At 68.0% G+C, this 22,649-nt stretch carries 21 protein-coding genes; 15 read left to right on the plus strand and 6 right to left on the minus strand.

Annotated features, from left to right (window positions below; all coding sequences use genetic code 11):
- Nucleotides 1-68: 68 nt before the first annotated feature.
- Nucleotides 69-932 carry a hypothetical protein gene (locus AB0H61_RS35240; protein WP_357312220.1) on the minus strand — a complete coding sequence of 288 codons (864 nt, stop codon included), beginning with the start codon at nt 930-932 and terminating at the stop codon, nt 69-71.
- Between the two features lie 267 nt (nt 933-1,199).
- Here AB0H61_RS35240 and AB0H61_RS35245 point away from each other — a divergent pair, with 267 nt between their 5' ends.
- The 5 genes from AB0H61_RS35245 to AB0H61_RS35265 all read left to right on the plus strand — a co-directional run bounded on the left by AB0H61_RS35245 (nt 1,200) and on the right by AB0H61_RS35265 (nt 5,994).
- On the plus strand, nt 1,200-2,822 hold the full coding sequence (locus AB0H61_RS35245; protein WP_357312222.1) for an HD domain-containing phosphohydrolase: 1,623 nt from the start codon (nt 1,200-1,202) through the stop codon (nt 2,820-2,822).
- 216 nt (nt 2,823-3,038) lie between these two features.
- Complete coding sequence (locus AB0H61_RS35250) at nt 3,039-3,536, plus strand: nuclear transport factor 2 family protein (protein ID WP_357312224.1); 498 nt, start codon at nt 3,039-3,041, stop codon at nt 3,534-3,536.
- A 210-nt stretch (nt 3,537-3,746) separates the two neighbouring features.
- Nucleotides 3,747-4,382: a TetR/AcrR family transcriptional regulator gene (locus tag AB0H61_RS35255; protein ID WP_357312227.1), complete on the plus strand. Its 636-nt coding sequence runs from the start codon at nt 3,747-3,749 to the stop codon at nt 4,380-4,382.
- On the plus strand, nt 4,379-5,152 hold the full coding sequence (locus tag AB0H61_RS35260) for a maleylpyruvate isomerase family mycothiol-dependent enzyme (RefSeq protein WP_357312229.1): 774 nt from the start codon (nt 4,379-4,381) through the stop codon (nt 5,150-5,152). Before AB0H61_RS35255 ends, AB0H61_RS35260 begins: the two co-directional genes overlap by 4 nt.
- 101 nt (nt 5,153-5,253) lie before the next feature.
- A complete protein-coding gene (locus AB0H61_RS35265; protein WP_357312298.1) occupies nt 5,254-5,994 on the plus strand; it encodes an MBL fold metallo-hydrolase in 741 nt (246 codons plus the stop codon).
- A 138-nt stretch (nt 5,995-6,132) separates the two neighbouring features.
- Here AB0H61_RS35265 and AB0H61_RS35270 read toward each other — a convergent pair whose 3' ends face one another.
- On the minus strand, nt 6,133-7,524 hold the full coding sequence (locus tag AB0H61_RS35270) for a cystathionine beta-synthase (RefSeq protein WP_357312231.1): 1,392 nt from the start codon (nt 7,522-7,524) through the stop codon (nt 6,133-6,135).
- A 107-nt stretch (nt 7,525-7,631) separates the two neighbouring features.
- Here AB0H61_RS35270 and AB0H61_RS35275 point away from each other — a divergent pair, with 107 nt between their 5' ends.
- The 4 genes from AB0H61_RS35275 to AB0H61_RS35290 all read left to right on the plus strand — a co-directional run bounded on the left by AB0H61_RS35275 (nt 7,632) and on the right by AB0H61_RS35290 (nt 11,106).
- Nucleotides 7,632-8,093: a hypothetical protein gene (locus AB0H61_RS35275; protein ID WP_357312233.1), complete on the plus strand. Its 462-nt coding sequence runs from the start codon at nt 7,632-7,634 to the stop codon at nt 8,091-8,093.
- Between the two features lie 99 nt (nt 8,094-8,192).
- Nucleotides 8,193-9,206 (plus strand): SGNH/GDSL hydrolase family protein, encoded by a 1,014-nt coding sequence (locus AB0H61_RS35280; RefSeq protein WP_357312301.1) that lies wholly within the window; start codon nt 8,193-8,195, stop codon nt 9,204-9,206.
- A gap of 59 nt (nt 9,207-9,265) precedes the next feature.
- Nucleotides 9,266-10,486 (plus strand): acetyl-CoA C-acetyltransferase, encoded by a 1,221-nt coding sequence (locus AB0H61_RS35285; RefSeq protein ID WP_357312236.1) that lies wholly within the window; start codon nt 9,266-9,268, stop codon nt 10,484-10,486.
- 272 nt (nt 10,487-10,758) lie between these two features.
- Complete coding sequence (locus tag AB0H61_RS35290) at nt 10,759-11,106, plus strand: DoxX family protein (RefSeq protein ID WP_357312238.1); 348 nt, start codon at nt 10,759-10,761, stop codon at nt 11,104-11,106.
- Between the two features lie 93 nt (nt 11,107-11,199).
- Here AB0H61_RS35290 and AB0H61_RS35295 read toward each other — a convergent pair whose 3' ends face one another.
- Together AB0H61_RS35295 and AB0H61_RS35300 are read right to left on the minus strand one after the other, a co-directional pair.
- On the minus strand, nt 11,200-12,051 hold the full coding sequence (locus AB0H61_RS35295) for a Bax inhibitor-1/YccA family protein (RefSeq protein ID WP_357312241.1): 852 nt from the start codon (nt 12,049-12,051) through the stop codon (nt 11,200-11,202).
- Between the two features lie 127 nt (nt 12,052-12,178).
- Nucleotides 12,179-13,330, minus strand: a complete 1,152-nt coding sequence (locus AB0H61_RS35300) for a methyltransferase (protein ID WP_357312244.1) — start codon at nt 13,328-13,330, stop codon at nt 12,179-12,181.
- A 787-nt stretch (nt 13,331-14,117) separates the two neighbouring features.
- Between AB0H61_RS35300 and AB0H61_RS35305 the strand changes: the two genes are divergently transcribed.
- From AB0H61_RS35305 to AB0H61_RS35320, 4 genes are all read left to right on the plus strand, one after another.
- Nucleotides 14,118-14,696: a hypothetical protein gene (locus AB0H61_RS35305; RefSeq protein ID WP_357312247.1), complete on the plus strand. Its 579-nt coding sequence runs from the start codon at nt 14,118-14,120 to the stop codon at nt 14,694-14,696.
- 50 nt (nt 14,697-14,746) lie between these two features.
- The gene (locus AB0H61_RS35310) at nt 14,747-15,250 is read left to right on the plus strand and encodes a DUF6153 family protein (RefSeq protein WP_357312249.1); all 504 of its coding nucleotides are present in this window, start codon (nt 14,747-14,749) and stop codon (nt 15,248-15,250) included.
- A 92-nt stretch (nt 15,251-15,342) separates the two neighbouring features.
- Nucleotides 15,343-15,969 (plus strand): DUF305 domain-containing protein, encoded by a 627-nt coding sequence (locus AB0H61_RS35315; RefSeq protein WP_357312251.1) that lies wholly within the window; start codon nt 15,343-15,345, stop codon nt 15,967-15,969.
- Nucleotides 15,970-16,145: 176 nt separating this feature from the next.
- Nucleotides 16,146-16,679, plus strand: coding sequence for a hypothetical protein (locus AB0H61_RS35320; RefSeq protein ID WP_357312253.1), 534 nt, complete (start codon nt 16,146-16,148; stop codon nt 16,677-16,679).
- 8 nt (nt 16,680-16,687) lie between these two features.
- Here the strand turns inward: AB0H61_RS35320 and AB0H61_RS35325 are convergent, their stop codons facing one another.
- Nucleotides 16,688-17,545, minus strand: coding sequence for a metallophosphoesterase (locus AB0H61_RS35325; RefSeq protein ID WP_357312256.1), 858 nt, complete (start codon nt 17,543-17,545; stop codon nt 16,688-16,690).
- A 195-nt stretch (nt 17,546-17,740) separates the two neighbouring features.
- On the opposite strand from AB0H61_RS35325, the gene AB0H61_RS35330 reads away from it, so the two are divergent.
- A complete protein-coding gene (locus AB0H61_RS35330; protein WP_357312258.1) occupies nt 17,741-19,447 on the plus strand; it encodes a GMC family oxidoreductase in 1,707 nt (568 codons plus the stop codon).
- 123 nt (nt 19,448-19,570) lie between these two features.
- Nucleotides 19,571-21,334, plus strand: coding sequence for an arginine--tRNA ligase (gene argS, locus AB0H61_RS35335; protein WP_357312261.1), 1,764 nt, complete (start codon nt 19,571-19,573; stop codon nt 21,332-21,334).
- 12 nt (nt 21,335-21,346) lie between these two features.
- On the opposite strand, the gene AB0H61_RS35340 is transcribed toward argS, so the two are convergent.
- Nucleotides 21,347-22,318 carry a hypothetical protein gene (locus AB0H61_RS35340; protein WP_357312263.1) on the minus strand — a complete coding sequence of 324 codons (972 nt, stop codon included), beginning with the start codon at nt 22,316-22,318 and terminating at the stop codon, nt 21,347-21,349.
- Nucleotides 22,319-22,649: the final 331 nt, after the last annotated feature.

Here is a 22,649-nt window from a genome sequence, read left to right on the forward strand (position 1 = left end):
TGACGGCGTCACAGCAGCTGGCGGATAGCTGGATCGAAGTCATGCTTCGGTGCCGGTCGCCCGCCGTGTCAGAGCAGGTCGCGGGGCTCGCGGTACGGCATCCCGGTCCGTGGATACCCGCCAGGGGCATAGTCGCCCGGCGGGTACTCGTCCGGGATCCACCGCTGGCCACGGGTGGCCTGTTGATCTATCCACAGCTGTTCGCGGGCAACGTCCTCGCGACCACGAAGGTAGGTCCGCGCATGGCCCTCGACCTCGGGCAGGTCGCGTTCCCCGTGGCCGAGCCCGCCTTCCCGGCGCCGCCGCATCGGACGGATCATGCCGCCGCCCGGATCGATCACCAGGATGCCGCCGACGGTGGCGAGCACGGTGATGAGAATCGGTGTGGTGACCGAGGTGGCCACACCGATCCGGTTCAGTGCGGCGACAAGGCCGATGGCCCACAGGAAGACCGCGGCCAGTTTGCTGATTACGGTGCCGTGGGACAGCCCGCTCAGCACGGTGGCCACCGTGTCGCGGACCCCGTATGCGACCACCCCCGCGATGACCACGATGACGATCGCGACGGCCGCATCGGGCAGCCGTGCCACCAAGTCATTGAGCATGACGCTCACCGGATTCGGCCCGAACACACCGAATCCGATCTGCAACGCGATCAGCAGGATCGCGTAGTAGGCCAGCTTCGCCAGTAATTCAGACGCGTCGTATCGGCTACGGGACAGCATTCGTTCGATGCCGCCGCGTTCGACCAGGCGGTCGAATCCCACCCGTTCGAGCACCCTGTCGATGATCGCGGCGACCAGCCGCGCGATGATCCAGCCGATGAACAGAATGGCCAGGAATTCGGCCGGCTCGAGGACGAACGTCGCGTAAGAACTCAACGCGCCGGAAAGCCCCTGCTGAAAATCGATAGCCGAACTGGAGGTGTGCACAGCCCTTCCCTTCGCTATCCGATGACGCCAGGGCGGTTGCCGAGGCGGCTTCCAGGCCGGTTATACCCCGGCGCATTCCGACGAATCGTCAGTTTGCGAAGAGTTTGCCAGATTCCTCTGAATGCCCATCGCCGCCTTTCGAGGAATATCCGTTCCAACATCCGCCGACGCGAGGCCCGGCACGGAGTTTGTCGCGAAACGCCGAACAGTTTCGCGGAGAATCGACATGGGACTGCGGCGGAGCGGTCCGAACATTACTGTCGGGACATGTCGTCCATCCGGGTCACCGAGGTGCTCGCGGCGCTGTCGCTGACCACCGATCTCGCGACCGGAATGCCTTTCGAAAAAGGTCTGGCCACCTGCCTGGTGGCCACCGCGCTGGCCGACCGGATCGGGCTGGACGAGGCGGACCGGCGCGTGGTCTTCCACGCCGCCCTGCTCGGTGCCGTCGGCTGCACCAGCCGGGCCTCGGAGAATGCCGACTCCTTCGCCGATGACATCGCCTTCCAACGCGCGTACCACGTGCTCGACCCCGGCGATCGACCCGTATTCACCGACCAGATGCGGGAATTCGGGGCGTGGGAGCCTGCCGCGCAATCCGCGATGCGGCAGCGCTTCGTGACCGAGGCGCCTCGCGACGCCCCCTTCGCGGTCCGCTCGGTCTGCGAGGTCAGCCGTGCGCTCGGCCCTCGGCTCGGGCTGCCCGAGGGTGCGGTGCGCGCGCTCACCGAGGTGAAGGAGCGCTGGGACGGGCTCGGCGCCCCGGACCGCCGCGGCGGCGAGCGCATCTCGCTGGCCGGACGCATCCTGCACCTTGCCGAGCAGACGGTGATCGCCTTCGGTGCGAGCGCCGCGATCCGGCCGGCCGCGGGCGCCGTGATCGGTCCGGCGGGTTCTTCCCTCGGCGCCGCCGCGCAGGCGCGGGCGAGCGTCGCCGACCATCGGCGTGCGGCACAGGACGAATTGCGCAGGCGCGCGGGCGGTCACCTCGATCCCGACTTGGTCGCCGTCTTCGACACCGAACCGGAGGCGGTGTGGCACGCGCTGGATGTGCCGGACCTGCTCGCCGCCGTGGTCGCCGCCGAGCCGGGGCTGCCGACCCTGATCCGCCCCGCCGAACGCGACCGGCTCTGCATGGCCCTCGCGATTGTGGTCGATCTGAAAGGCCGTTACCTGCTGGGTCATTCGGCGCATGTCGCGCGACTGGCCGATGCCGCGGGCGCGCTGAGCGGCATGGACACCGATGCCCGCGCCGCATTGCGGTCCGCGGCATTGCTGCACGATATCGGCCGCGCCGGCGTATCCAGCGCGATATGGGATCGCCCCGGCCCGCTGAGCCTGGGCGATTGGGAACGCGTTCGGCTGCACAGCTATTGGACGGATCGGGTGCTGCGCCGCTGCCCCGGGCTGACCGACCTCGCCGAAGTGGCGGCGGGCCACCACGAGCGGCTCGACGGCAGCGGCTACCACCGTGGCGTCCGCGTCCACGACCTCCCGCTGCCCTCCCGATTGCTCGCCGCCGCCGATGTTTTCGCGGCCATGACCGAACCCCGCCCCTACCGCCCCGCCGCCGACCTCGGCACCGCCGCCGCGGCGCTGACCGCCGAAGCGGCGGCGGGCCGCCTGGACCGTGACGCCTGCGCCGCCGTCATCGAGGCCGCGGGGCTACGCCCACCCCGCGCCGAATGGCCCTGCGGGCTCACCGACCGCGAAGTAGAGGTCCTGCGTCTGGCGGCCCGCGGCCTGTCCAACCGCCTGATAGCCGCCGAACTCGTCCTCTCCGAACGCACCGTGGGTCACCATCTGGCCCACATCTACGACAAGATCGGCCGCCGAACCCGCGCGGGCGCCGCGGTTTTCGCCATGGAGCACGGACTGCTGCCGGGATAGCCGGTACCGTCCGCATACAGTTGCCCGGCGGTAGCCACAACCGTCGGTCGGCTGACGGTAGTGCGCCAGGCCCGAGTGATACCGCCCTAGGGTGCGGTCGGGATAGGCAGATCGACCGATGTGACCGATCCCGCGACGGGACAACCATGTGTACACCCCGAGAATCAATCGCCGGGTGGTCCCACTTCCCGGCGGAATCCCCATCGGAAGTGACCCATGTGCGCAACCCGCAAACCCACCAATGCCGACGTTGTCGGCGCGATGTACCAGGCCTTCGAACGCCGCGATATCCCGCACATCCTGGACCAGCTCGACGACCTGGTCAGCTGGGACGCGGATTGGGACGACAACAGCGCGCAGAGCGCCGACGTCGTGCTGATGCGACCGAGGCGTGGACCCGCCGAGGTCGCCGAATTCTTCGCCCTGCTCGCCGAATGGCGGTTCCAGGACTTCGCGGTGCTCGACATCATCGGCACCGGGCGGCAGGTGGCCGCCGAGGTGCGGATCGACGCGGTGCTGCCGAACGGCGGCCGGATCGCGGATCAGACTATGCACCTGTGGACCTTCGGCGAGGACGGCCAGGTCGTTCGCTTCCGGACCTACACCGACACCGCCAAGCAGATCGCCGCCGATTCGGGCGCCGACACCGTGCACGGCACCGGCACCGTGGTCACCGGCTTCCTGCTCGGACTGCGCGGAGGTCGACTGCGATGAGCCGGAACACCCTGTCTCGCACGGTGTTCGGACCGTGCGCCGCGGCCGCTGGTCGCGGTACCGGCGTGGTGGTTCCAGAATCTCGGTTTCGGTAGGTGATGCCCCTCACCTACCGTGCCGGGACGGACAGGCCGCCGAATATCGCATTCAGCGGCCTGTCCGCGCGTCACACCCTTGACATCGACTGTGATGCGGCTCACACTCCTAATTGTGTTAGGTGAAACTACTCGCGATAGGAAAACCGAACGGCGTGAGGCGACACGCCAGGAAATCCTGGCCGCGGCCTGGGCGGTGGCGCACGAGTACGGACTCGCCCAACTGACCCTGCGGCAGGTGGCACACCGGGTCGGTATGCGGGCGCCGTCGCTGTACACGCACTTCGCCTCCAAGCACGCCATCTACGACGCGATGTTCGGCCAGGCCTGGCAGCAATGCGACGCGCTCGCCGCCGATGCCACCGCCCGGCTGCCGCACCAGCCCCGGGCCATGGTCAAGGCGATATCGCGCACCTTCTTCGACTTCTCGGTCGCCGACCTCGCCCGCCACCAGCTGATGAATCAGCGCACCGTGCCCGGCTTCACCCCCTCGGAGGAGTCGTACGCGCCCTCGCGTCGCGTAGTGGCGCGGACCGTCGACACGCTGGCAGGCATCGGCGTCACCGATCGCGGCGACATCGAGATCTGGTTCGCGGTAGTCGCCGGCCTGATCGATCAACAGTTCGCCAACGACCCCGGCGGTGACAGCCGACGTCGACTGCTGGACCGCGCGGTCGATATGTGGGCCGACCTCGTCGGCCTCCCCGAAGACGACGAACCCATTGACACTGGAACAGGAATCCGGCCATGACCACGACGAACACCGCCGACCTGCCCGGCCTCCGCCGGCCCGCGCTCCCCCACGCCGACGCCATGCGGCTGGCCGCCACGGAATACGACGGCATCGCCGATGCGGTCGAACAATTGGCGCCGCAGGACTGGAACAAGCCCACCGACTGCACGGAATGGTCTGTGCACCAGCTGATCTCGCATGTGGTGGGCATGGCGGCGATGGCCGCATCACCGTTGGAGAACCTCCGGCAGAACCGCATCGCGAATAAGCGACCGGGCGGCGAAGCACAGATGATCGATGCGCTGACCGCACTGCAGGTCCGCAAGTTCGGTACCGCGACGTCGGCGGAACTGACCACCCGGCTGCGCGAGCTCGGTCCACGCGCGGCCGCGGGGCGACGGCGAACCCCCGGCCTGATCCGCGGGCTACGCATGCCGGGATCCCAAGTGGTCGGCGGAATCGACGAGAAATGGAGCCTCGGCTACCTGATCGACATCATCCTCACCCGCGACCCGTGGATGCACCGCATCGACCTGTCCCGCGCCACCGGACATGCGCTGGTGCTGACCGCCGACCACGACGGCCGCATCGTCGACGACGTCGTGCGCGAATGGGCCGGGCGACACGGCAGGCCGTACCGCCTCATACCCACCGGACCCGCAGGCGGAACCTGGTCCGCACCGGCCGCCCCTGATGACGCTCTCGAATTCGATGCCATCGAGTTCTGCCGGATCCTGTCCGGCCGCGGACAGGCGGACGGCCTGCTCGCCACCGTCGTGCCATTCTGAACAGGACGGACCCAGCACTTTCCACCATCCATCGGCGGGAATCATCCAAGAACATCCATTCGCTCACCAGCGATATCACCCTGCTCAGCGATAGCATCGACATCCCCGGCCTCGGCGTCCTACCGATCAACGCCTTCGTGTTGCACGCCGCTCAGCCCGTGGTCGTCGACACCGGATCGAGTACGCCGGACAAGGATTTCGTCGCCGAACTCGGCCGCGTCCTCGATCCCGCGGATGTGCGCTGGATATGGATCACCCACCCGGACCGTGACCACACCGGCGGCCTGTGGCGACTGCTCGACGCCGCGCCCGAGGCTCGCATCGTCACCACCTTCCTCGGCGTCGGCCTGATGTCCTGCGAGTGGGAGGTACCGATGGATCGGGTGTTCCTGCTCAACCCCGGCCAGAAGCTGGACGTCGGCGACCGCATGCTGGTCGGTTTCCGGCCGCCACTGTTCGACAATCCCTCCACCGTAGGCGTTTTCGACTCCGCATCCGGCGCACTGTTCAGCTCGGATTGCTTCGGCGCGCCGTTACCGAGCGCGGAGCTCGCCACCGGGGACGACGCCCGCGCCATCGGCGCCGTGCTGCCCGAGGCCCAGCTGCTGTGGGCCGCCGCGGACAGTCCATGGATTCACGCGATCGACCCCGAAAAGTACACGGCCACTATCGATCCCATTCGCACATTCGACCCGTCCGGCATCTACAGCACGCACCTGCCACCCGCGGTCGGGATGAACGATCAACTGTTCGACACGATCGCCGACGCCCCGAACGCCACCGCCTTCGTCGGCCCGGATCAGCAGGCGCTCGAAGCCATGCTGGCCGGATTCCAGCCATAACGCACCGCGTCGGACGCCGACCTCAGGGGCACCGCCCGTCGAGCCTGGCGCGACGAAAGAGGGAGCGGTGCCGAGATCCCGACTCGCCCCGGACGTCCTCTCCGGTACGCCGAAGGTGACGCGCGGGGCAGACCGGAATCAGTGGCCGATCGAGCCGGTGCTGACGAACCCGAGCAGATCGTGCCGGGTGATGACACCCACCGGCTTACCGTCCTCGACCACCATCAGGGCGTCGGTATCGGACAGTGCCTTGGTCGCGGCCGAGATGGGTTCGCCGGAGCCGATCAGCGGGAACGACGGGCTCATATGCTGGGCGACCGAATCCGTGAGGTGCGCACGGCCCTCGAAGACCGCGGACAGCAGATCGCGCTCGGTAACGCTGCCCGCGACCTCGCCCGCCATTACCGGCGGTTCGGCGCCGACAACCGGCATCTGCGATACCCCGTATTCGCGCAGGATCTCGATGGCATCGCGCAGCGTCTCCGACGGATGGGTGTGCACCAGATCCGGCAACCCACCGGTTTTGGCGCGCAGCACATCGCCGACCAGCGGCTCGGCGATGCTGCCGTCGAGCCGGGTGCGCAGGAACCCGTAGGAGCTCATCCACTCGTCGTTGAAGATCTTGGACAGATAGCCGCGGCCACCGTCCGGGAGCAGCACCACCACGACCGCGTCGGGATCGCGGCGCGCCACCTCGATGGCCGCGACCACGGCCATGCCGCAGGAGCCGCCGACCAGCAGACCCTCCTCGCGGGCCAGCCGCCGCGTCATATCGAAGGAATCGGCGTCGGAGACCGCGATGATCTCGTCGGGGATATTCGGGTCGTAGGCCGACGGCCAGAAGTCCTCGCCGACACCCTCGACCAGGTACGGCCTGCCGGTGCCGCCGGAGTACACCGAGCCCTCCGGGTCGGCGCCGATGATCTGCACCCGGCCGCCGGAAACCTCCTTGAGGTACCGGCCGGTGCCGGTGATCGTGCCGCCGGTGCCTACGCCGGCGACGAAGTGGGTGATCTTGCCCTCGGTATCGCGCCAGATCTCGGGGCCGGTGGTTTCGTAGTGGCTGTCGGGGCCGCCGGGGTTGGAGTACTGATCCGGCTTCCAGGCGCCGTCGATCTCGCGCACCAGACGGTCGGAGACGCTGTAATAGCTGTCCGGGTGGTCCGGCGGCACGGCGGTCGGGCAGACCACCACCTCGGCGCCGTAGGCGCGCAGCACATTGCGCTTGTCCTCGGAGACCTTGTCCGGGCAGACGAATACGCAGTTGTAGCCGCGCTGCTGAGCGACCAGCGCCAACCCGACACCGGTATTGCCCGAGGTCGGTTCGACGATGGTGCCGCCCGGCCGCAACTGCCCCGATTTCTCGGCCGCGTCGATCATCTTCACCGCGATCCGGTCCTTGGAGCTACCGCCCGGATTCAGGTATTCGATCTTCGCCGCCACCAATCCGGCGTTCGGCCCCACGACAGAGTTCAACCGGACCAGGGGCGTGTTGCCGATGAGGTCCACGACATGATCCGCGATGCGCATAGCCCCATCGTTGCAGAAGGCCCGTATGTGAGTTCGCTCACGCCGCGCCCAAGCGTCCGGAGCCGAGTCGGTCCGAGGCGGGGATCGCGGGCTTAGGATCGGGAAACATGAGGCAGCCCAACATCGCCCGCGCGGCCGTGGTGCTGGCCGGCGCGGCAACGGCCGCGGCCGTCGGGTCCGGAGCACAGGCCAGTGCCGCAACCGTCCACTTCCCCCAGGTGCCCACGCTCGCGCACGGCGGACTCTGCTGGACGAGCATCCAGACCTGGGCCGACACCAGCCCCGAATGGCCCGGTCGGGCGGTCATGAATGTCCGGGCGACGCCGGTGTCGGGCATCGGTCCCGGTGCTTACCCGCTGGCCCCGCTGTGCGAGGTGCCGACGACCGTGGCATGGCGCAACCTCGACACCGGCGCGACCGGCAGTTACTTCAACGTCGTGGTGACCGGTATCTACGGCAGCATCCAGTACGCGCTGTTCCAGGACACCGGACCGGGCCGCATCGAGGTCACTGTCAGCACGGATACCGTGAATATCCCCGCGCGCGCCACCTTCGTCGTCCCGGTCTGACCCGCACGCCGGAGGCGATCCCCGGCGCGAGCCGACCAGGGGCGTCCGCGCCCCGAATCGACCACGGCGCCGCACGCCGGTAAAGCCGTACCATTTCTAATCGTGGCACCTCGGATCAGCTGGCGAACCGCCGCGGTGACCGGCGTGGCTACCGTGCTGGCCGGATCCAGCGCGGGCACCGCGTCGTGGGCCGCGTATCGACTACTCATGGCACAGGCGGGCGCCGCGCGCGGCATCATCGGACGAGACACTTCCAAACCGCCCGAGGCCGACGGGATCTACACGACCGGCTGCGACACACCGGAACCGTGGCGGCCGGGCAAACCGGTGGACGTTCATCTGATGATCTTCGGCGATTCCACTGCGGCCGGGGTCGGCTGCGTCACCGCCGAAGAGGTGCCGGGCGTTCGCATCGCGCGCGGTCTCGCCGCGGCCACCGGCGCGCGGATCCGTGTGAGCACCAAGGCGATCTCCGGCGCCACCTCCAAGGGTCTGGCCGGACAGGTCGACGCCATGTTCGTAGCGGGTCCGCCACCGGACGCCGCGGTCATCTTCATCGGCGCCAACGACATCACCAAGAAGCATTCGATCACCGCCTCCGCGCGCAGGCTGGGCGCCGCCGTGGCCCGGTTACGGCTGGCGGGCAGCGTCGTCGTGGTCGGCACCTGCCCCGATCTCGGTACCGTGGCCGCGATTCCGCAGCCGCTGCGCACACTCGTGCGCAACTGGAGCATTCGGTTGGCCAAGGCGCAGTTCGCCGTGACGGCTACCGCGGGTGGACAACCCGTCACGATGGGCGATCTCGGGCCGGAATTCCTCACGGCCCCGGATGACCTGTTCGCCGAGGACGGCTTCCACCCGTCGGCCGCGGGCTATGCGCTCGCGGCCGAACACATCCTGCCGGTGCTGGTGACGGCGCTGGCGCGGCAGCACACCACGACGCACTCGGCCCAATCCGCCGAGCGCAGGCGGATCGTCGCCCGATTGCGCGAATTCGTCATCGTGCGCAACGGCGCTGTCCCGCGGACCGGGATTGTCGCATCGGACAGCGCGGTACCGGCCAGTAGTGTCGAAACACGAAACGACCGGGGCGACGTTCCGGACACGACATAGGTTCGGTACACATAGAGGTGCCAGTACAAAACTGAGCAGAGAGTACATAAGGAGCCCTCATGCCTGAGGCAGTTATCGTTTCGACCGCCCGCTCCCCCATCGGCCGGGCCGCAAAGGGTTCGCTGGTCGATATGCGGCCCGACGATCTCACCACCCAGATCGTGCGCGCGGCGCTCGACAAGGTTCCTGCGCTCGACCCCACGCAGATCGATGACCTGATCCTCGGCTGCGGTTCGCCGGCCGGCGAGCAGGGCTTCAACCTCGCGCGCATCGTCGCGGTCGAGCTGGGCTACGACTTCGTGCCCGGCACCACCGTGCACCGCTACTGTGCCTCCTCGCTGCAGTCCACCCGGATGGCGTTCCACGCGATCAAGGCGGGTGAGGGCGATGTGTTCATCTCCGCCGGTGTGGAGACCGTGTCGCGCTACAAGAACGGCTCCGCCGACAGCTGGCCGGACACCAAGAACTCGATCTTCGCCGACGCGGAGGCCCGGACCGTGGAGACCGCCAAGGGCGGCGCGGGCATCTGGCACGACCCCCGCGAAGACGGCCTGATCCCGGACGCCTACATCGCGATGGGCCAGACCGCCGAGAACGTCGCATCCCTCACCGGCATCACCCGCGAGGACCAGGACCGCTGGGGCGTGCGCTCGCAGAACCGCGCGGAGGAGGCCATCAAGAACGGCTTCTTCGAGCGCGAGATCACCCCGATCACCCTGCCGGACGGCACCGTGGTCTCCAAGGACGACGGCCCGCGCGCCGGTGTCACCTACGACGCGGTCAGCCAGCTGAAGCCGGTGTTCCGCCCCGACGGCACCATCACCGCCGGTAACTGCTGCCCGCTCAACGACGGCGCCGCCGCGCTGGTCATCATGAGCGACACCAAGGCCAAGGAACTGGGCCTGACCCCGCTGGCCCGCATCGTGTCCACCGGCGTCTCCGGCCTGTCCCCGGAGATCATGGGCCTCGGCCCGATCGAGGCCGTCAAGCGCGCCCTCGCGCTGGCGGGTAAGACGGTCGACGATATCGACCTGTTCGAGATCAACGAGGCCTTCGCGGTGCAGGTGCTCGGCTCGGCTCGTGCGCTGAAGATCGACGAGGACAAGCTGAACGTCTCCGGTGGCGCCATCGCGCTCGGCCACCCGTTCGGCATGACCGGCGCCCGCATCACCACCACGCTGCTCAACAACCTGCAGACCTATGACAAGCAGTTCGGTGTGGAAACCATGTGCGTCGGCGGTGGCCAGGGCATGGCGATGGTCATCGAGCGCCTGAGCTGATCCGCCTCTCCGCGTCGCTCCCCCGCCTCTCCGCGTCTTCAAGCCAGACCCAGGTGCCACGAGAGTGGCGTTGGCGGCCGGCGGTGATGTGGTGGACGGGTTAGCTGGTACCCGGTGAGTTACCCATGTGCTCGCGAAATCAGGTGAACGGCTCTCTATCCGATGGATAGGGAGCCGTTCTCGTTGCTGGATTCGCTGGCCGATGTCACAGATCCCGCCCGGGTTCCGTCTACAAGGCGAACAACGATTCGCTTACCGAAGGAGCCACTCCGATGTACACCGCCTATGTCATCGTCACCGTCCTCGCTGCCGCATGGGTCGGCTTCTCGGCCTTCTCGCTGCTGCGGCGCGCCGAGTTCGTGGTGACACCGTTGGTCGAGTACGGCGTCCCCGAATCCTGGTGGACCTGGCTCGGACTGGCCAAGGCCGCGGGCGCGATCGGACTGATCGTCGGCCTGTGGCTGCCCGTCATCGGCATCCTCGCGGCGATCGGAGTGGTGCTGTACTTCGCCGGGGCGGTCGTCACCATCATCCGGGCGCGCTCCTACGCGCACATCCCGTTCCCGCTGCTGTACATGATCCCGGTCATCGCCGCCGCCGGACTCGGCCTCGCCGCTTGACCAGATCCGGTTCAGAGGTACCCGCCAGAGCAAGAACGGCTCCCTAACCCGGATCGGGATAGGGAGCCGTTCGGCGGGGAGTCCCCCGCGACCCTAGTCGTTCTGGAAGTAGCTCAGCAGTCGCAGGATCTCGACGTACAGCCACACCAGGGTCACGGTGAGGCCGAGCGCCACGCCCCAGGCCGCCTTCTCCGGCGCCTGCGCGCGGATCAGCTGGTCGGCGGCGTCGAAGTCGAGCAGGAAGCTGAACGCTGCGATGCCGATGCAGACCAGGCTGAAGACGATCGCGAGCGCACCGCCGTCACGCAGGCCGAGGCCGCCGGAGATGAAGAAGCCGGCGATCAGGTTGCCCAGAGCCAGCACCAGCACGCCGATCATGGCTCCGACGATCATGCGGGTGAAGCGCGGGGTGACACGGATGGCCCCGGTCTTGTAGACCACGAGCATGCCCGCGAAGACACCGAAGGTGCCGAGTACGGCCTGGGCGATCAGTGCGCTGCCGCCGACACCGCCGAATGCGATATCGGTGAACATGAACGACAGCGCACCGAGGAACAGACCTTCGGCCACCGCGTAGGACAGCACGATCGCCGGGTTGTCCATCTTGTTGGCGAAGCTGGCGATCAGCACCAGGACCAGGCCGACCAGGCCGCCGACGATCACGAACAGCGGCGCCAACGAGGTGTTCGCATTGGTCAGGCCGTAGGAGATGATCGCCGAGAGGGCCAGCACGGCCAGCGTGATGCCGGTCTTGGTGACCACATCGTCGATGGTCATCGCCCGGGTAGTGGGAGCCTGCTGATAGGGCTGCTGGTACGGCTGCTGCTGCCCGTACTGGTTGCCGAACTGGCCGGCACCCGTCACCCCGGACCCGAAGTTGGCGTAGCCGCCAACACCCTCTTGCCGGGGCAAGTTTTTGAAGACCGGATTGCTAGAGGTGCGCACCGCGAGTGCCTTTCTGGAGTCGTTGCCGCTGTCTGTCGAGCTGTTACTCGATATCCAACTGCCTGTCCAACGTCTGTTGCCTCGATCGAGTTCCCATGGACGTTCGATGAGGCGGACAATTCGGACTCTACCGCTGTTGCACGTCGTGCAGGCCACGCACCGACCGAGTCACCGTGAACTTCCGGTTTCGTCCGACCACATCGGTCTGCCCCACCATGCGCTCCACCACACCGCGGTAGTTCAGGTGTGAGTTGTATACCGTCCATAGTTCCCCGCCCGGCCGCAGCACCCGGCCGGTCTCGGCGAACATCTTGATCGCCGAACCGGTGTGCACCGCGGCGCCCACGTGGAACGGCGGATTGCACAGCACCAGATCGGCGCTGTTGTCGGCGGCCGAGGACATGGCGTCGTCGCGCACCACCGTCACGCGGTCGGCGACATTGTTCGCCGCGGCGGTGGCGCGGGCGGACGCCACCGCGGCCGCCGACTGATCGGTGCCCACCACCCGGATGGCCGGGCGCGCCTTGGCCAGCGCGACGGCCAGAATGCCGGTGCCGCATCCGAGGTCGATGGCATCACGGGCGTCCGGCTTCATCCACTTCAGGTGCTGAAGCAGGAATCTGGTGCCGATATCCAGGCGCGGTCCGGAGAAGGCGGCGCCGTGCGCCACCACGTCGATATCGAAGTCGTCGAGCCGGTCCCGGACCGGGAACCGCGGCTCTCCTACCGGTTTCGGGCCGCTCACCAGCAGGGTGCGCGACTTCTGCCTGCCGCGGCTCGCCTGCACCTCCGAGAAGGACTGGGCCAGTACGTCGTTCATCGACTTGGTGAGGTATTTGTCGCGCCCGCCCGCGATCACCGTCACCTCGGGGTCGGCGTAGCGCGCGATGGCATCGGCGACCTCGGCCAGCCCGGCCAGCACCCGCGGCAGGCGTAGCAGCACCACCCGGGCGCCGGTGAGCAACTGTTCGGTGAGCGGGTACGCGGCGTACCGGTCGGCGAGCCCGAGGGTGCGGGCATTATTGGCCAGCGCGAGCTCACCGGTCAGTAGATCCTGGTGCACCCGTACGTCGCGCAGGTCGTGACCGGCGATCGCACCGAGGGTGAGCGCGCCATAACTGTCGCCGATAACCGCTATCTTCCCGCTACCAGCGGCCGCGATCGAGTCCGCGGCGACGTCGAGGATGAGCCGATCGGCGGCATCGACGGCATAGAGGTTCAGTGCCTCCACATCCGGATACCGCCGCAGCCGGGCTAGTACGTCCTCGACATCTCCCACGGGTCAAGTGTGCTAGATCGTTGCCCAATAGTCGCGCCCACCCCGGCAATTCTGCGGACACCGACCGCGCGGCGACCCGATCTACTTTATAAGACACTGCGGCACAAAGAGATTCGGAGCGCCCCACAACCCGCCCGCGACCCGCCGCGTGTCGCCGCGAACCGGATTCGGCCCACATCCGGCCGAGCAAGATCGGCGGCACCGCGATCGAGCCACGGGGATGGACCGGCCTGCCCGCAGTGGTGACTTGGTAAGCGCCGTCGGCACGTTGGGTATCGCCGAACGACCGGCGGCCGATACCGCGCGTGACCACGTGGTCAGGCCGGATCACGATGTCCGCCACCTTTCGGCACACTCACCCGCACAGGGTTGCCGATGAATTCACGATATCCGGGCCGAACCGTGACGGCGACACCCTCTGTACGCGAAACGTTCTGGCCGACAGCGGAATTACCGCGAACGGTGAGCCGGCACCGCATTCCCGGGACCCGCGGTCGTACCGCCGCCGTAGATCCACAGGCGGTCTTCGGGTTTCATGGCTCGCGCGAGTGTCCAGGCCAGGGTGGACAGCACCACGGGGTCCGGCCGATCGACCCCGCCGTACCCGGACGGAAACTCCGCCAGCATCACCGTGGCAACCCCACGGAACCGTGGGCATCCCACATCTCGCCGCCGCCGGGCCCTCCTTCCGCGTGGACCACCGCCCACATCGCGTTGCGCCGCCCGCCCGCACACACCTTCCCCGAGTTCACTCCGAAGGGACCGATCGCTCAGTAACATCTGTCACATGCGTAACACACTGGTGCCGATCATCGCCGTCACGGCGGCGCTGATCGCGGGCTGCGACGACGACGCCGACTCGAGCTCGAACGCGTCCAGCGCCACGAGTACGACCGGCACATTCGTTGATGCACCCGCCCCGGCACCCGGCGACGCGGGACCCAAGCGGGCCACACCCTCGAGCGATGCGGGCGTTACGGTCACCGATATCCGGATCGGCCGGCAGCCCGGCTTCGCCCGCGTGGTCTACGACCTCGGCGGGGCCGGTTCCCCCGGCTGGATCGTGCAGTACACCGACCGCGCCGTGCAGGACGGCAGCGGCAAGGTCGTGGACGTTGCGGGCCAATCGATCCTCGAGGTGCGGATCACCGGCTCGGCCTATCCGTTCGACAGCGGCGTCACGCCGTATTCGGGTTCCGACCCGGCCACCAACCCGGACGTGCCCGGCGTCGCCGGGGTGTACCGGACGCTGGTCTTCGAAGGCACCACCCAATCCTTCATCGGCGTGAACCTCGACCGGCCGAACTTCTCGGTGAGCACGCTGAACAACCCGACCCGGCTCGTCATCGACATCGCGACGCCGTAGCCCCACCACCGCCGGTTGAATACTGCCAGGGGGTATACACGGCCGCTCCGATGACCGCGATTAGACTGGCCCGCGTGGTCGACCCGCACCAACCGCCGCGCGCATCCGGGGTTCCCCGGATGCTGGGCGTGCTGGTGCTACTCGCCGGAATCGCGGCGATGCACGCGGGGATCTTCCCGATCGGCCCGGGTGACCATCACGTCGCGATGACGGCCCAGCCGGACCGACACGGTGCGCAGCCACTTCCACCGGCCGATCGGCACGGTGCGACCACCGCGGCGCGGGCCGAGGGGGCGCTCCCCGCCGCGGAGCACGTCCTGCGGGCGGCCGGAATCGGGTGCGACGGCTGCGACAGCGGCCACGCCGGGTTGCACGGATGCGTCTTCATCTTGACCGCGCTCGCGCTCGCATTCCTGCTGGTGCTGCTGTATCGGGTGGCGGTCGATCGACCCGGCGGCGGCGTATCGAAACCACGGCACTGGCGTCCGCGGCGCGCACGACCGCCGCCGTGGACGGTCCTGTCCCTGGCCGAATTGTCGATTCTGCGGATCTGACAGGCCTGCCCGCGCCCCGACCTCCCGGTCCGGTCGCGGTTGCCACCTGTCCGAAATCACCAGCGGTATTCGACATTTCCAGGAGATCAGACATGTTCATCACCCGTACCCGAATCAGCACCGTCCTCGTCGCGGGCACCGCCGCAGTCGCGCTGTTCGCCGCCGGATGCGGCAGCGACGATTCCGACTCGATGCCCGGTATGGACCACGGGGCGTCGACCGGTTCGACGACCACCGTGGCGCCCGCCGCCCGCACCGATTTCAACGATGCCGACGTCACCTTCCTGACGATGATGTACCCGCATCACGCCCAGGCCGTCGAGATGGCGCGGTTGGTGCCGAGCCGCACCGAGAACCCGCAGCTACGCACCCTCGCCTCGAATGTCGAGAAGGCCCAGACACCGGAAATGCAGCAGATCACCACCTTGCTGACGAGCTTCGGCAAGGCCGCGCCGACGGCGGGCACCGGGCATGCGGGGCACGGTGCGGCGATGCCCGGCATGATGACCGCCGAGCAGATGACCGCCCTGGCGGCCGCCACCGGCGCTGATTTCGATCGCCAGTGGCTGGGGCTGATGATCGAGCACCACCGCGGCGCGGTCGCGATGGCGGAGACCGAGCTCGCGGGCGGCACCAATCCGGAGTCGCTGGCGCTGGCCCGCGCCGTGATCGCCGACCAGCAGGCCGAGATCACCACCATGCAGGGCATGCTCGGCTGACCAGTTCCGGGTCCGCAGCGGTACCGCCCGTCGATACCCTGCGGATCCGGTATCGGTTGGGGATAGATCTCGCCACGCCGGGCTGACTACGGCGTGGCAGAGCAAGTACGGTCAAATTGTCCGGTCCATCGCACCTCCGCGGACCGGGCGCACCGAGGGGAGAGAGGCGAACCGATATGCGACGACTGGAACGCGCGGGCATGGCTGCCGCGGCGGCCGCAACCGCTACCGGAATCATCTTCGTCGGAGCCTGTTCGAAGCAGGTCACCGGCACCGCCGAGGTCAATCAGACCGAACTGGCCGCCTACAACTCCGAAGTCACGGCCTCCTCGGTGGCCGCGTCCGTGTCCCGGGCCGCGGCCGCGGCAGCGGCGACCGAAGCCGCGTGCGATGCCTTCTTCGATGCCAACGAAAGTTCGGTCAGCAGCTTCAACGCCTATATCGACGCGAGCAATAACAATGCCCCCGACCGGGAGGCCAAGGCCAACGACGCGGTGACCACGCTGCGCAATAACGCGCAGGATGTCGACCGGAAGGTGACCAGGGAGGTGGAGGCCGACGTCGCAGAGAAGTTGCGCGCCTACCGTGATGACACCAACGAGCTCGCGGTCACCCTGGAACGCCGCGCCGATATCGATACGCTGAACGCCGCCATCGATAAGTTCAACAACACCAAGAACGCCGCGCGCGACACCTGCCGCGACTACTGACCGCTGGATCAGCCCGCCAGCTCGCGTTCGGCCGATTCGCCCGCATACGGCAGGTTCAGCACCAGCCAGGAGCTCGAACTCCGATAGTCGGACGGATGCGAGGCCTCCGGGTCGGCGCCCAGTCCCTCGACCCGCGTCCGCTGTCCGCCGCCGCAGTCGATGGCGTCGGTGTAGCGATAGTGCAGGTGCCCGTGCAGCATCAGCCTCGGCCGCAGGGTGTTCACCACCCGCTGGATCCGATCCTGATTGGGCACGCATTCCGGGAGGTTCTTGCGGTTCCACGCCGGATCGGAGTCCCGCGGCTTGTCGTGCGTCAGCAGCACATCCACCGGCGTGTCGTCGGCGGCCAGCAGCGCGTCGCATTCCGCGTCGGTCATCTCCTCCTCGGGGAACCACAGCGTCTCCGCGGTGGCGGGATGTCGGGACGAGCCGAACTGCCTGCGCCGCTCGGCCTTTTGTTCGCGCTGCGCCTCCTTCGCCAGCCGCCATGCCTTGTCGACCGAATAGGCTCCGCCGAAGGCGGCGAACCGGGTGCCCTCCCAGATCCACCGCAGGCCGCGCGGTGCGTAACGGATGTTCTTGCGGCACACCAGAAAACCCTCGTTATCGGGTTCGGCGCCGTACAACTGGTGCAGCAACGAGGTCTTGTCGTGATTGCCGTCCAGGAAATACACCCGGACCCGGTTCTTGCGCGCGGACCGGTCCACCACGTCGAAGTAGTGCCTGCCCTCCGCCGTATGCTCCCACGCCCCGAAGTCGCCGAGCACGAAGACTCGGTCGCATTGTTGTCGCACCGCGACCCGCAGCAACGCCAGCGCGTGACTCGTATTGCCGTGCAGATCCCCTGCCATCAGAACGCTCCCCATGACACCATGCTCGCAGCCGCCGGGGGAATCGGCATCCGCATTTCTACTCGGTGACGGGCGCCGACCCCGGCGACCCGGGCGCGCGTCCGCAACCACCGATCTGGCCGAAAATGTCGATCCGATGTCCCCGGATCTCTCCCGGCGGCGCGACGATCTCCGCGAAGCTGGGGAGCGATACCTCGGCAAAGGACGGATATGAGCGGTAAGAACCACCACTACGACGTGCTGGTGATCGGTTCCGGGTTCGGCGGCAGCGTCACCGCGCTGCGGCTCACCGAGAAGGGCTATCGGGTCGGGGTGCTGGAGTCCGGCCGTCGGTTCGCCGATCACGAATTCGCCGAGAACTCCTGGCACCTGCGCGAATATCTCTGGGCGCCCAAGCTCGGCTGCTACGGCATCCAACGCATGACGCTGCTCCAGGACACCTTCATTATGAGCGGCTCGGGCGTGGGCGGCGGATCGCTGGTCTACGCGAACACCCTCTACCAGCCGCCGGAGACCTTCTACCGCGACAAGCAGTGGGCGCACATCACCGACTGGCGCGACGAACTCGCCCCGCACTACGACCAGGCCACCCGGATGCTCGGCGTCACGACCAACCCGGCCACAACTCCGTCGGACCGGGTATTGCGCGAGGTCGCCGAGGATATGGGCATCGCCGACACCTACCGCCGCACCCCGGTGGGAGTGTTGTTCGCGGATAAGAACTCCCGGCCCGGCGAGACCGTCCCCGACCCGTATTTCGGCGGCGTCGGACCGCAACGCGCCACCTGCACGCACTGCGGCGAATGTATGACCGGCTGCCGGCACGGAGCCAAGAACACCCTGGTCAAGAATTATCTGTACCTGGCCGAAAAGGCCGGTGCCACGGTGCATCCGCTGACGACCGCGGTCACCGTGCGCCCGCGGCCCGGCGGCGGGTACGCCGTCGACACGGTGCGCACCGGGCGCTGGATCCGCAAGCAGCGCACCACCTTCACCGCCGACGAAGTGGTGTTCTCCGCGGCCGCGCTCGGCACCCAGCAGTTGCTGCACAATCTCAAGGACGACGCGATCCTGCCGAATATCTCCGATCGGCTCGGCGAGCTCTCGCGCACCAACTCCGAGGCGGTGCTGGCCGCCCGAAGCCGTGACAAGGGCTCCGATTTCACCAAGGGCGTGGCGATCACATCCTCCATCCACCCCGATGCGAACACCCATGTCGAACCGGTCCGCTACGGCAAGGGCAGCAACTTCATGGGTCTGCTCACCACCGTGCTTATCGACGGCCAGGAGGGCAAGCGGCGATGGATGCTCGGCGCCCGCGAATTGTGGCGGCAGCGCCGCGATCTCGTCACGCTGCACAATCCGGCGCACTGGTCCGAACGCATGATCGGCCTGCTGGTGATGCAGAACGTCGACAACTCCATCGTCACGTACAACAAACGTGGCCTCTTCGGGCGCCGCATGTCGACTCGGCACGGCGACGGCGCGGCGCCACCGGCGTGGATCCCGGTGGGCAACGAGGTCACCCGCCGGGTCGCGGAGAAGATCGATGGCATCCCGCAAGGTTCCTGGACCGAAATGGTGAATATCCCGATCACCGGCCACTTCATCGGCGGCTGCCCGATCGGCGACTCCCCGGCGACCGGCGTGGTCGACCCGTACCAGCGCCTCTACGGCTACGCAGGATTGCACGTCGTGGACGGCTCCACCATCTCCGCGAACCTCGGCGTCAATCCGTCGCTCACCATCACCGCCCAGGCCGAACGCGCGATGTCGCTGTGGCCCAATAAGGGTGAGGCCGATCCGCGTCCGACGCTCGGTTCGCCCTACCGCCGCCTCGAACCGATCGCCCCCAAGAATCCGGTCGTTCCGGTCGCGGCCCCGGCCGCACTGCGCCTCCCGATCACCCCGGTCTGAATCCGCCCCGGCCGTCTCGATCGGCCGTATTCGGACGACGGCCGCGCGCCGAGCGAAATTCGCTGGTCCACCGCGGTGGGCGACTGGGATACTTGCCCCTCCGATCGAGGAGGGATCCGTATTGTGAGTCGTTCCGAGGTTGTGCCGCTACTCGACCATGTCGGGGCCGTCGTCGCCGCGGCGATCGGCCGAGCGCGGCCGGAGCTGGCGGGAGCCGACGCGGTACTGCGGCGATCGACGCACGCCGACTTCCAGTCCAATGCCGCTCTCGCGCTGGGCAAGCGGCTCGGGGTGCGGCCCGCCGAGCTGGCCACTTCGGTGGCGGCGGCACTATCCGCCGACGACGGGGTACTCGAACAGGTCGAGGTGTCCGGGCCCGGGTTCCTCAATATCGCGGTCTCCGATCGCGCGATCTGGGAACAGGTCGCGGTGCGGGTGTCCGACGCGCGGCTCGGTGTCACCGCGACGGAGTACGGGCGGCGGACGGTGATCGACTATTCGGCGCCCAATATCGCCAAGGAAATGCACGTCGGACATCTGCGCACGACCATTATCGGGGACAGCCTGGCCCGGGTGCTGGAGTTCCTCGGCGCCGAGGTGATCCGGCAGAACCACCTCGGGGACTGGGGAACTCAGTTCGGGATGCTCATCCAATACCTCGACGAGCAGCCCGACGCGCGGTGGCGTCACGACGAACTGAGCGGCGCGGAATCGACGGTGTCGGCGCTGGACGAGCTGTACCGGGCGGCACGAGCCGCATTCGACGCCGACGCCGAATTCGCCGATCGCGCCCGGGCTCGGGTGGTAGCGTTGCAGTCCGGCGATGCCGTCACGCTGGATCGGTGGTGCGCGATCGTCGCCGAATCCGAGCGCGCCTTCGGTGCGATCTACCGGCGCCTCGGCGTACTGCTCACGCCCGAGGATTCGGTGGGCGAGTCGTTCTACAACCCGATGCTGGCCGATACCATCGATGCGCTGGTGACGGCGGGTATCGCGGTGGACAGTGCGGGCGCGCTGGTCGTCTTCTCCGACGATGTTCGCGGACCCGATGATCGACCGGTGCCGCTGATGGTGCGCAAAAGCGACGGCGGATACGGCTACGACAGCACCGATATGGCCACCATCCGGTACCGGATCGCCACCCTGCGGGCGGATCGGCTGCTGTACGTGACGGATTCCCGTCAGGCACTGCACTTTCGGCTCGTCTTCGAGGCCGCCCGCCGGGCAGGTTGGCTCACCGACGGCGTGGACGCCGAACATATCGCCTACGGCACGGTGCTCGGACCGGACGGCACACCGTTCAAGACCCGCGCGGGTGGCACGGTGCGCCTGCTCGACCTCCTCGACGACGCGGTCGGCCGGGCCAGGGCGGTCGTGTACGAAAAGAATCCGGATCTGCCCGCGGCAGTGGTGGACGAGATCGCCGAGCAGGCCGGTATCGGGGCGGTGAAATACGCCGACCTGTCCACCTCGCGGGTCAAGGACTACACCTTCGACCTCGACCGGATGGTCGCCCTGAACGGCAATACCGCCGTGTACCTGCAATATGCGCACGCCCGGATCCGGTCCATCCTCCGCAAGGCGGGCGAGGGCGCATATGTCATCGATCCCGGCGTCGGCCTCGAACCGGCGGAGCGTGCGCTGGCCTTGGCATTGGACGCCTACGGTGCGGCGGTCACCGAGGTCGGAGCCACGCTGGAACCGCATCGGCTGTGCGGATACCTCTACGACCTGGCCCGCGACTTCACCGCGTTCTACGACGGCTGTCCGGTCCTGAGCTCCGCACGGCCCGTCCGCGACAACCGGCTCGCCCTGTGCCTGCTCACCGCCCGCACCCTCGAACACGGATTGGGTCTGCTCGGCATCGCCGCGCCCGAACGCATGTGACTATCGGTGCGTTCAGGGTTCACGGCACCAGTCGCGGCGGTAATCCGCCCAATCCTGCGGGGTGGCGGCGAAATCGACGTAGAGCGCGACGCCGAAGGATCGACGATCAGGTGCGTCGCGGCCCAGCGCGAGACGAATGCCGCGCAGCGCCGCGGGAACCGTTTCGGCGGAGCCGTGGTGGCCGGGGTCGTCCGCCCAGAACGCCGGAACACCCATCAGGAGATCGACATTCGCGGGCGTGACCTCCAGGGCGAGCTCGGTCTGGTGGGCGACGTAACCGCCGTACAGGGATCGCAGCGGCATCGCGGTGTCGTAGGACATCAACGCGACCTGATCGACGCGGCGCGCGACCTCCGCGAAATACGCCTGCGACCACCACTTTCCGTGATCGGCGAGTGCGATCCCGAGCGAATGCAGGCCGGGGAGCGGGTCGATCTGCGGGGCCGACACCGACAGCGTGACGCCGCGGGCGGCGGTGATCGGACGCACCTGGTCCAGCAGGGCCAGGAATCCCGGTGTGCCCGAACGGATCGGCTCCAGGTCGAAGTGGATACCGTCGAAACCGAGGTCGAGCGCCTGCGTTGCGGAGGCGGTGACCCGGTCACGGACGGCGGCGTCGTCCACGTGCAGGCCGTCCATCTCGGGGGCCACGATATCGCCGAGCCAGGATTGCACCCGGATGCCGGGCAGCGAACGATGGACCGCGTCGACGAACCACCGCGCCCGCGGATGCAGTCCACTCGGCAGCGTGCCGTCGTGCTCCAGCGGGCCGGTATGCACGTAGAGATCCTTGATGCCGGTGCCCGCCAGCAGCGTTGCCAACCCGGCCACGTCGGCGTCGCTCTTGCGGCCGTCGACCCACGCGTGACCCAGCCAGACCGCATCACGGCCCCTGGTGCGGGCATCCGCCGCGGGCGTACCGGCGTACTCCAGTCGCAACGCCACCACCACGGCGCCGACCGCGACCAGCATCACACTCAGCACCAGCGCTACCACCGTTGCGGCTCGCCGCCATCGGGACCACCCGCGCCACCGCGCCCGCGCGGCACCGGACCAAGCGACTATTCGTCTCCCCGCCATACCTGTCCCCCCGCGCTCGTTCGCGACACTCGCATCGCACAGGGAAAACCCTGCCCCGGGCTGAATACTACCGACCATCCGGCAGTGCCCGGCCCGCCGCTGACGGCGATGATTCCCGTCCGCGCTCGGGCAGGTGCGACCGCCAAAGGTCCCGGCACGGCGGGCATAGTGGCGCGCCGCCCCGACTCAAGACACACTTGAGGCCGTGAACCGCATGTCATTCGGACAGATCGCC

It is taken from the genome of Nocardia sp. NPDC050710 (assembly GCF_040654375.1).
In the GTDB taxonomy this organism is placed as follows: domain Bacteria; phylum Actinomycetota; class Actinomycetes; order Mycobacteriales; family Mycobacteriaceae; genus Nocardia.

What these genes read in the sequence shown, in the direction of transcription:
- AB0H61_RS35245 (WP_357312222.1), top strand. Translation starts at nt 1,200, where the DNA reads ATGTCGTCCATCCGGGTCACCGAGGTGCTCGCGGCGCTGTCGCTGACC.
- AB0H61_RS35315 (WP_357312251.1), top strand. Translation starts at nt 15,343, where the DNA reads ATGTTCATCACCCGTACCCGAATCAGCACCGTCCTCGTCGCGGGCACC.
- AB0H61_RS35330 (WP_357312258.1), top strand. Translation starts at nt 17,741, where the DNA reads ATGAGCGGTAAGAACCACCACTACGACGTGCTGGTGATCGGTTCCGGG.
- AB0H61_RS35270 (WP_357312231.1), bottom strand. Translation starts at nt 7,524, where the DNA reads ATGCGCATCGCGGATCATGTCGTGGACCTCATCGGCAACACGCCCCTG.
- AB0H61_RS35320 (WP_357312253.1), top strand. Translation starts at nt 16,146, where the DNA reads ATGCGACGACTGGAACGCGCGGGCATGGCTGCCGCGGCGGCCGCAACC.
- AB0H61_RS35290 (WP_357312238.1), top strand. Translation starts at nt 10,759, where the DNA reads ATGTACACCGCCTATGTCATCGTCACCGTCCTCGCTGCCGCATGGGTC.
- AB0H61_RS35325 (WP_357312256.1), bottom strand. Translation starts at nt 17,545, where the DNA reads ATGGGGAGCGTTCTGATGGCAGGGGATCTGCACGGCAATACGAGTCAC.
- AB0H61_RS35260 (WP_357312229.1), top strand. Translation starts at nt 4,379, where the DNA reads ATGACCACGACGAACACCGCCGACCTGCCCGGCCTCCGCCGGCCCGCG.
- AB0H61_RS35285 (WP_357312236.1), top strand. Translation starts at nt 9,266, where the DNA reads ATGCCTGAGGCAGTTATCGTTTCGACCGCCCGCTCCCCCATCGGCCGG.
- AB0H61_RS35305 (WP_357312247.1), top strand. Translation starts at nt 14,118, where the DNA reads ATGCGTAACACACTGGTGCCGATCATCGCCGTCACGGCGGCGCTGATC.
- AB0H61_RS35250 (WP_357312224.1), top strand. Translation starts at nt 3,039, where the DNA reads ATGTGCGCAACCCGCAAACCCACCAATGCCGACGTTGTCGGCGCGATG.
- AB0H61_RS35275 (WP_357312233.1), top strand. Translation starts at nt 7,632, where the DNA reads ATGAGGCAGCCCAACATCGCCCGCGCGGCCGTGGTGCTGGCCGGCGCG.
- AB0H61_RS35310 (WP_357312249.1), top strand. Translation starts at nt 14,747, where the DNA reads ATGACCGCGATTAGACTGGCCCGCGTGGTCGACCCGCACCAACCGCCG.